The sequence below is a fragment of the uncultured Nisaea sp. genome (genome assembly GCF_963974195.1).
Taxonomy (GTDB): Bacteria; Pseudomonadota; Alphaproteobacteria; order Thalassobaculales; family Thalassobaculaceae; genus Nisaea.
Window position 1 is genome coordinate 19,659 of the sequence record NZ_CAXBDC010000062.1, and the last position, 8,218, is coordinate 27,876.

Below are 8,218 nucleotides of genomic sequence, written 5' to 3' on the forward strand. Positions count from 1 at the left end.
TCCTCATTCGCCGGGAGCGGTGGAAACGGAGGCATGCGGAGGAGTCTGATCCTTGCGCAGCATTTTGGCGACACGGCCGGCCCCTTCCATCAGCCCACCGGGCAGGAAGATGACGATCACCATGAACAGCGCACCAAGCGTGAGATGCCAGCCCTCACCGACGAACAGGCCCGAAACGGACACCACAATGCCCTGCAGCCAGGCCGGCAGGAAATCGAAAATCCCCATCAGCGCATCGTGGTTGAAGGCGCTGAAGATGTTTTCGAAATACTTGATCACGCCGGCCCCGAAGACCGGGCCCAGGAGTGTGCCGGCACCGCCGAGAATGGTCATCAGCACGACCTCGCCCGACGCTGTCCACTGCATGCGCTCCGCCCCGGCAAGCGGGTCGGTGACGGCAAGCAGGGAGCCGGCCAGTCCGGCATACATGCCGGAGATGACGAAGGCTGCCAGCGCGTAGGGCCGGGTGTTGATGCCCGTATAGTTGAGCCGGTTCTGGTTAGACTTGATGGCCCGCAGCATGGCGCCGAAAGGCGAACGGGCGATCCGCAGAGCGATGATGAATCCGATGATCATCATGACGGCGCAGAAATAGAAACCCGGATACCCTGTCATCTCGGTACCGAAAAGATCGGTGGTCGGCAGGGCTGCGCCGTAATCGATTCCGGCGGCCTTATCGAGCACACGCGCATCGTGCGGGCTCAGCTGCAGGCCGGTCTCGCCGTTGGTGATCGGAGTCAGCACCGAATAGGCCATGTTGTAGGACATCTGTGCGAACGCCAGGGTCAGGATCGAAAAGTAGATCCCTGTCCGGCGCAGGCTGATGAAACCAATGGCCAGGGCAAACAGACCCGATACGCCAACCGCGAGAATAACGGCGGGCAGCACATTCATGGTCAGCAGCTTGAAGGACCAGACGGCGGTGTAGGAACCGACGCCGAGAAAAGCCGCGTGACCGAAGGACAGATACCCGGTCATGCCGAACAGGATGTTGAAGCCGATGGCGAACAGGCCATAAATCGCGAACTTCTGCAGCAGATCCGGATAGCCGGCCCCGATCGGCGCGAGCCAGAGCGGCGCTGTCAGGACGGCAACGGTGAAGAGTGCGATCAGGATGAGGTCGTTTCTTGGGGTTGGCGCGATCATATCAGTTCTCCATCACGCCCTTGCGGCCCAGCAGCCCGCGCGGACGCACGAGCAAGATGACCACCGCAACAAGGTAGATAATGATCTGGTCGATACCGGGGAAGATGCTCTTCACCTCGTTCATCGACGCAAAGGACTGCAGGATGCCGAGCAGGAAGCCGGCAGCGACGGCACCGCCGAGCGATCCCATTCCGCCAACCACGACCACGACAAAAGACAACACCAGGAAGTCCATCCCGATGTGATAATCCGGCGGCAGGATAGGCGTGTACATCACACCGGCCAGACCGGCGACCACGGCGGCGATGCCAAAGACAATGGTGAACCGCTTCTGGATGTTGATGCCGAGCAGCCCGACGGTTTCACGGTCTTCCATGCCAGCCCGGACCACCATACCGAAGGTGGTGAATTGCAGAAAAGCGAAGACCGCGGCGATCACGAGCCCGGAGAAGGCAAGATAGATCAGCCGCCACCAAGGATAGACAACCGCGTCACCCAATCCAAAAAGCGCGCCTATCGGGGCGCTGCCGGACACCAGTTCCGGCGCCGGTTGCGGGATCGGATTGGCACCGAAATGGGCCTTCACGATTTCCTGCAGCACGATGGCCAGACCGAAAGTGACGAGGATCTGTTCCGCGTGGGTGCGTTTGTAGAAATGCTTGATCAGGCCGCGCTCCATGATCAGGCCGATAATCAGCATGACTGGTATCGCGAACAGGATCGACAGCGGCACGGCAAGATCGATGATCGTGCTGCCGGTCTCGCCAAACCAGATCTCGAGATAGGGGACCTCTTTATAGGCCTCGAAAAAGGTGATGCTCTCGTCCTTGACCTTCACTGACAGCGTCAGCAGCTCACGCAGGGTGACGGCGCAGAAGGCCCCGAGCATGAACAGCGCTCCATGGGCGAAATTGACCACGCCCAGAGTGCCGAAAATCAATGTCAGTCCAAGAGCGATAAGCGCATAGGCGCCGCCCTTGTCCAATCCGTTCAGAATTTGCAGAAGTATGGCGTCCATGCCGTGTTTCCCGCTCGGGATTCCCCGCTAAGTAATCCAGAAAATACCGGCCGCCATTTTCATGGCGGCCGGTATCCGCGTTCAGATGATCAGGCGCCGTTGTTGCACGGCCCGAGATCGCCCGCGAACTGCGGGATATTCGGATCGTACGTCACCTGTTCAGCCGGAACTTCCTGCACGACTTCGAGCAGATCGAACTGGGATGTCGGGTTTTCGTTACCCTTCACGACCAGCACTTTCTTGAAGCACTGGTGATCAGCGGCACGGTAGTGGGTCGGGCCGTTGCCCATGCCGTCGAACTTGAAGTCCTCGAGGGCGTTGACGACTTCGCACGGCGCGAAGGTACCGGCACGCTCGCAGGCATCGGCATAGAGGATGGTCTGCACATAGCAGGTGTGGGCGGCCTGGCTCGGCGGGAAGCCGTACTCGGCCCCGAAGGATTTCACGAAAGCCTGGGAGGCCTCATCCTTCAGCGTCCAGTGCCAGTTGGTGGACCCGAAGATCCCCTTCACGTTGGCGCCGGCACCCTGAGCCATCAGACGGCTGTAGAGCGGCACGACGATGGTGAAGTCCTTGCCGTTCACCTGCTTGTCGCGCAGGCCGAACTGAACCGCCTGGGTCAGCGAGTTCACCATGTCCTTGCCGTAGTGGTTCAGGATCAGCACGTCCGCGCCGGAGTTCAGAACCGGCGTGATGTACTGGGAGAAGTCACCGGCACCGAGCGGGGTACGCACGGCAGCGGCAGTTTTCCAGCCCACGGCTTCGGTCGCGTTCTTGATCGACTCTTCCTGGGTCCAGCCCCAGGTGTAGTCGGCGGTCAGGTGATAGGCGACGCGGTCGGTGCCGTAGTTCGCCTTCAGCACCGGCGCCAGGGCGGCACCGGACATATAGGCGTTGAAGAAGTGGCGGAAACCGTTACGGCGGCGATCCTTGCCGGTCGTATCGTTGGAGTGCGTCAGACCGGCCATGAACATGATGCCGGCATCCTGGCACAGCCCCTGAACCGCGATGGCCACACCGGAGGAAGATCCGCCGGAGATCATCAGAGCGCCATCTTTTTCGATCATCCGCTTGGCGGATGCGCGGGCGGCGTCGGACTTGGTCTGCGTGTCACCCGTGACATACTCGACCTTCTTGCCGAGAATACCGTTACCCTTGAGGGCCAGCGGCTTCATGGTGTTCATCATGCCGCCGTCGCCTTCACCATTCAGGTGTTTGACGGCAAGCTGGTAGGCGCGCAGCTCATCCGCACCCTCATCGGCATAGGCGCCGGTCTGCGGCACGTTGAAGCCGAGCTTCACGGATTTTGCACTGCCCGGATTGTTCAGGAATTCAGCGCCATAAGCATTGCGTGTGAAAAAGGTAGGCGCGGCAAGGGCGCCGGACAACGCGACACCGCCCTTAAGCAGATTACGCCGGCTGAAGCCGGCATCAAACTTTGCCATTTGTTCCTCCCGTTATTTTTCTGGCCGTTATTATTGGAAAGCGTCTGAGACCCAATCCCCGGTGAGCGTCTTTTGCACTCAGTCACAAGGGTACGCACATTTAGTCAATAAACGAATAAGTAATTGAAATTTGCTGATTTTTTTGTAAAAATATAAACATCAAAAATTATTGGTTTGTAAATAATTTACGCTGCGCTGCAGCAAGTTGAACAAAATCAAGGAACTGAAACATGGCCCGCGCCCCGATTGGCATGAGAATACGCGAGCGCCGCCGGAGCCTTGGACGAACACAGGCGGCTCTTGCACAGGGTGTCGGCATTTCCGCGTCATACCTGAACCTGATCGAGCACAACAAACGGCAGGTCGGCGGCGCCCTTCTCCGGCGTCTGGCCGAGACTCTCGATGTGGGGATCGATTATCTGGACGGTGCGGCGGAGCGGCGGCTGATTCAGGATCTGGAGGAAATCGCGGCCGATCCGGCCAATACCGACAGTGAAACAGATCCCGAAAGCGCGACCGATCTCGTTGCCCGGCACCGGTCATGGGCCGGGCTGATCGTGAACATGCACCGGACACAGCTGGACCAGACCGCCGCCCTGCATGCCCTGTCCGACCGTCTGCGCCAGGACCCGTTCCTTTCCGATGCCGTGCACGGCATGCTCTCCAACATCGCCGCCATCCGGTCGACCTCGGAAATTCTCGCCAGCGTCGATGACGTTCCCGAAGAGCAGCGGATGCGGTTTCACCGCAACCTTGCGGAGGAGAGCGCGAAACTGTCAGACGTTGCCCAGGCCATGGCCGGGTATTTCGACCGCGCGCCGTCACGCCAGGGCTCCGTGACACCGGCGGAGGAAGTCGACGATTTCGTTCTGGAGAACCAGAACTATTTCGCGCCCCTGGAAGAAGCCGTGGACAAACTCGGCGCGCGTCTCGGCTGCGATCCGGTCGCCCCGGAATTCGAAGCCGCCGCCCACACATTGCTGCAACAGATCGGCAAGACACCGCAGTCCGCACCCGGCAGCGCCGGGCCGGCCCTGCCGGCGGCAACCCGGCGCTTCCTCGCCGCGCGGGCGCTTGTGGTGACCGCCCTGGCGGACGTGATCGAGGAAATCCTGCTGCAATCCCCGCTCCTGACGAGCGATGCGGCGCTGGTCAGGGGACGCCGCTCGCTGCAATCCTATGCCGCCGCCGCCCTGCTGATGCCATATGAGCGGTTCCGCGAGACCGCCATCGCCTGCCGGTACGATATCGACATGCTGCAATACCGCTTCAGCGCCAGCGTCGAGCAGGTCTGCCACCGGCTGGCCTCCCTGCGGAAGCCGGGAGCGGAAGGCGTACCCTTCGCCTTCATGCGCTCCGATCCGGCGGGCTACATCACCAAGCGGCTGCCGCTGCGCGATCTGCCGTTGCCGCGCTATGGCGGGGCCTGTCCGCTCTGGGCGATCTATCGCGCCTTTCAGACGCCGGACCGGGTGTTCCGGCAACTGGCCGAATTCCCCGACCGCAGCCGGTTTCTGTTTTTCGCCAAGACCGTCGCCAAGCAGGCGACGGGATTCGATGCGCCACGGCACCTTGTTTCCATCATGCTCGGCTGCGATGCGCTCTATGCCCGCGACGTGATTTATGGCGACGGACTGGACCTGTCCGCAAAATCCGTATCCGAACCGGTCGGGTCCGCCTGCCGGGTCTGCACGCGCGAGGAATGCCGCCACCGGCAGGAACACCCGATCACCGGCGCCTGACGGAAACACGCAGAGCTGTTGCGCCATCGCCCGCCTGAGCTACACTCGGCATTAACCGGCACTGAAAAAACAGTCGGACTACCAACACGGCTATTGGGGGGAACGGCGTGACGACACGCGTCTTTATTGCGGAGGACGAGCCCAACATTCTCGAATCCCTGAGCTTCCTGCTTGGACGCGAAGGATGGGAGGTGACCAGTGCGCTCGACGGAAACTCCGCCCTGGAACAACTCAACGAGGGCGCCCTGCCCGACGTGGTGATTCTCGACATCATGCTGCCGCACCGCAACGGCTTCGACATCCTGCGCCAGCTCCGCGCCGCGCCGCGCACCCGCGATCTCCCGGTCATCGTGCTGACGGCCAAAGGTCAGGAGAAGGATCGCAAGACGGCGGAGGAGATCGGCGCGAACGCCTTCGTGACCAAGCCGTTTTCGAACAAGGATGTCGTCGATCAGGTCCGCAAGCTGGCCGGGCTCTGAGCGATGCGCCCCGCATCCCCCAGCACGGCCGCCAAATTCCGAGATGCCGCCTTCCTGCTGCCGGTGGCCGGTTTTTTCTTCCTCCTGCCGCCGGTGATCGATCTGTTCACGGCCCGGGTGAGCCTGTTCGGCATTCCCCTGATCGTCGCCTATGTCTTCGGTCTCTGGACCGCGCTGACAGTGATTGCCTTCTGGTTCTCCCGCAGGCTCCATGATCCCGAGCCGCACGCGAACGCGCCCGCGGATATTTCCTCTCCGGGGCGCTGATGCTTTCCCCGAACCTGATCTTCCTGACCTCGCTCGCCTATGTGGCGCTGCTCTTCATGGTCGCATTCCTGGGGGACCGTCAGGCGCGCAGCGGCAAGGCCTCCTGGATCCAGTCGCCGGTCGTCTACACCCTCTCGATCTCGGTCTACTGCACTTCCTGGACCTTCTACGGCGCCGTCGGCTCCGCGGTGCGCAGCGGGCTCGAATTCGCCACCATCTATCTCGGCCCGACTCTGGTTTTCGTGGGCTGGTGGTTCCTGTTGCGCAAGCTGGTCCGGATCGGACACATGCACCGGATCACCTCGATCGCCGATCTGATTTCCTCGCGTTATGGTAAGAGTACCAGCCTTGCCGTTCTGGTGACCCTGATCGCGGTGATCGGCACCACGCCCTACATCGCCCTGCAGCTCAAGGCGGTGACCACCAGCATTCAGGTGATCGTCGATTCCGATCCCGGCAACCTGGCCGGCGCGCCGAGCGACGCCCTGGGTATCGACATGGCGTTCTGGATCGCCGCCGGGATGGCGCTCTTCACTATCATTTTCGGCACAAGGACAATCGACGCGAACGAGCGCCATCATGGTGTGGTCGCCGCCATCGCGCTGGAAGCCCTGGTGAAGCTCTTCGCCCTCATCGCTGTCGGGCTGTTCGTGGTTTTCGCACTGGCGGACGGGCCCGCCGACATCTTCAGCCGCGATGCAGCCCGTATCCTGCAGACCGACGATATGTTCAATGCACGCTGGATTGCGCTCACCTTCCTGTCCGCCATCGCGATTGTCTGCCTGCCGCGCCAGTTCCAGGTCACCGTGGTGGAAAATACCGGCGAGGACCAGTTGCGCATGGCCTCCTGGCTGTTCCCGGCCTATCTGCTGCTGATGAGCCTGTTCGTGCTGCCAATTGCCATCGGCGGCCTCACGGTACTGCCGGAAGGCTCCAATCCGGACATGTTCGTGCTGACGCTGCCGATGTCCGTCGATCAGGATTTTCTGGTGCTGCTGGCGTTTCTCGGCGGGTTTTCCTCGGCCACCTCGATGGTCATCGTCGCCTCCATCGCGCTGTCGACCATGATCTCGAACCATATCGTCATGCCGATCGCGCTCCGGACGCCCTGGACATCCATCGAACGCAGCGGCGATGTGCGCCGCCTGCTACTGATCAGCCGGCGCATCAGCATCGGTTTCATCCTGCTGCTCGGCTATCTCTATTTCCGGCTCAGCGGCAAGTCGGACGCGCTGGCCGCCATCGGTCTGATCGCCTTTGCCGGCGTTGCCCAGTTCCTGCCCTCCCTGCTTGGCGGCATCTACTGGAAGCGGGCCACCGCGAGCGGCGCCAAACTCGGTCTGCTGGTCGGCTTCCTGCTCTGGGGCTACACCCTGTTCCTGCCCAGTTTCGAGGGCGACCTGCTGCTTTCGGCCAGCACAATCGAGCACGGCCCCTGGGGCCTCGATCTGTTCCGGCCGCAAGCCCTGTTCGGACTGAACGGACAGGACCCGCTGGTCCATGCCCTGTTCTGGAGTCTTGCCACCAACACCATTCTCTTCATCGTCGGCTCCCTGCTGTTCGAGCCGAAACCGCTGGAGCGGTTGCAGGGCACGCTGTTTGTCGATGTTTTCAAAACGCCTGCGGGCGACGAGCACCGCTTCATCCAGCGCTCCGCCTCGGCCGAGGATCTGTTCATCCTGGCCCAGCGCATTCTCGGCTCGACCGAAGCCCAGCGCGTGTTCCGCGAATTCGCCGAAGGCCAGGGACTGGATGGCGACTTCCCACGCCCCACAGATGCCTTCATCGCGCATCTGGAGCGGCGCCTTGCAGGTTCAATCGGCGCCGCCTCGGCCCGCGCCATGATCTCCCGCATCGTCAGCGGCGAGACCATCAGCCTCGACGAGCTGATGCGGATCGCCGACGAGACGGCGCAGCTGATGGAATACAGTCAGGAGGTGGAAAAGAAATCGCTCGAGCTCGAAGCCACCGCGCGGGAGCTTCGCCGGGCCAACCAGCGGCTGACCCTGCTGGATGCCCAGAAGGACGATTTCCTGAGCCAGGTCAGTCACGAGGTTCGCACGCCAATGACCTCGATCCGCTCCTTCTCGGAAATCCTGCTGGAAACCCGCGACCTGTCGA

At 61.8% G+C, this 8,218-nt stretch carries 7 protein-coding genes; 4 read left to right on the plus strand and 3 right to left on the minus strand.

Annotated features, from left to right (window positions below; genetic code table 11):
* Window positions 1–3 precede the first annotated feature (3 nt).
* The 3 genes from AAC126_RS14185 to AAC126_RS14195 all read right to left on the minus strand — a co-directional run bounded on the left by AAC126_RS14185 (window position 4) and on the right by AAC126_RS14195 (window position 3,609).
* Window positions 4–1,146 carry a branched-chain amino acid ABC transporter permease gene (locus AAC126_RS14185; RefSeq protein WP_339854394.1) on the minus strand — a complete coding sequence of 381 codons (1,143 nt, stop codon included), beginning with the start codon at window positions 1,144–1,146 and terminating at the stop codon, window positions 4–6.
* A 1-nt stretch (window position 1,147) separates the two neighbouring features.
* Window positions 1,148–2,164 carry a branched-chain amino acid ABC transporter permease gene (locus AAC126_RS14190; RefSeq protein ID WP_339854396.1) on the minus strand — a complete coding sequence of 339 codons (1,017 nt, stop codon included), beginning with the start codon at window positions 2,162–2,164 and terminating at the stop codon, window positions 1,148–1,150.
* An 89-nt stretch (window positions 2,165–2,253) separates the two neighbouring features.
* Entirely contained in the window at window positions 2,254–3,609 is a 1,356-nt protein-coding gene (locus AAC126_RS14195) for a substrate-binding protein (protein WP_339854398.1), read from the minus strand.
* A 230-nt stretch (window positions 3,610–3,839) separates the two neighbouring features.
* Between AAC126_RS14195 and AAC126_RS14200 the strand changes: the two genes are divergently transcribed.
* From AAC126_RS14200 to AAC126_RS14215, 4 genes are all read left to right on the plus strand, one after another.
* Window positions 3,840–5,351, plus strand: a complete 1,512-nt coding sequence (locus AAC126_RS14200) for a short-chain fatty acyl-CoA regulator family protein (RefSeq protein ID WP_339854401.1) — start codon at window positions 3,840–3,842, stop codon at window positions 5,349–5,351.
* Between the two features lie 107 nt (window positions 5,352–5,458).
* Window positions 5,459–5,830, plus strand: a complete 372-nt coding sequence (locus AAC126_RS14205; protein ID WP_339854403.1) for a response regulator — start codon at window positions 5,459–5,461, stop codon at window positions 5,828–5,830.
* 3 nt (window positions 5,831–5,833) lie between these two features.
* Entirely contained in the window at window positions 5,834–6,097 is a 264-nt protein-coding gene (locus tag AAC126_RS14210) for a hypothetical protein (protein WP_339854405.1), read from the plus strand.
* On the plus strand, window positions 6,097–8,218 hold a 2,122-nt coding region (locus tag AAC126_RS14215; protein ID WP_339854407.1), incomplete at its 3' end, for a histidine kinase dimerization/phospho-acceptor domain-containing protein. The genes AAC126_RS14210 and AAC126_RS14215, both read left to right, overlap by 1 nt.

Bases quoted from the DNA above. Each gene is read 5' to 3' on its own strand.
- AAC126_RS14185 (WP_339854394.1), bottom strand. From the start codon at position 1,146: ATGATCGCGCCAACCCCAAGAAACGACCTCATCCTGATCGCACTCTTC.
- AAC126_RS14190 (WP_339854396.1), bottom strand. From the start codon at position 2,164: ATGGACGCCATACTTCTGCAAATTCTGAACGGATTGGACAAGGGCGGC.
- AAC126_RS14195 (WP_339854398.1), bottom strand. From the start codon at position 3,609: ATGGCAAAGTTTGATGCCGGCTTCAGCCGGCGTAATCTGCTTAAGGGC.
- AAC126_RS14200 (WP_339854401.1), top strand. From the start codon at position 3,840: ATGGCCCGCGCCCCGATTGGCATGAGAATACGCGAGCGCCGCCGGAGC.
- AAC126_RS14210 (WP_339854405.1), top strand. From the start codon at position 5,834: ATGCGCCCCGCATCCCCCAGCACGGCCGCCAAATTCCGAGATGCCGCC.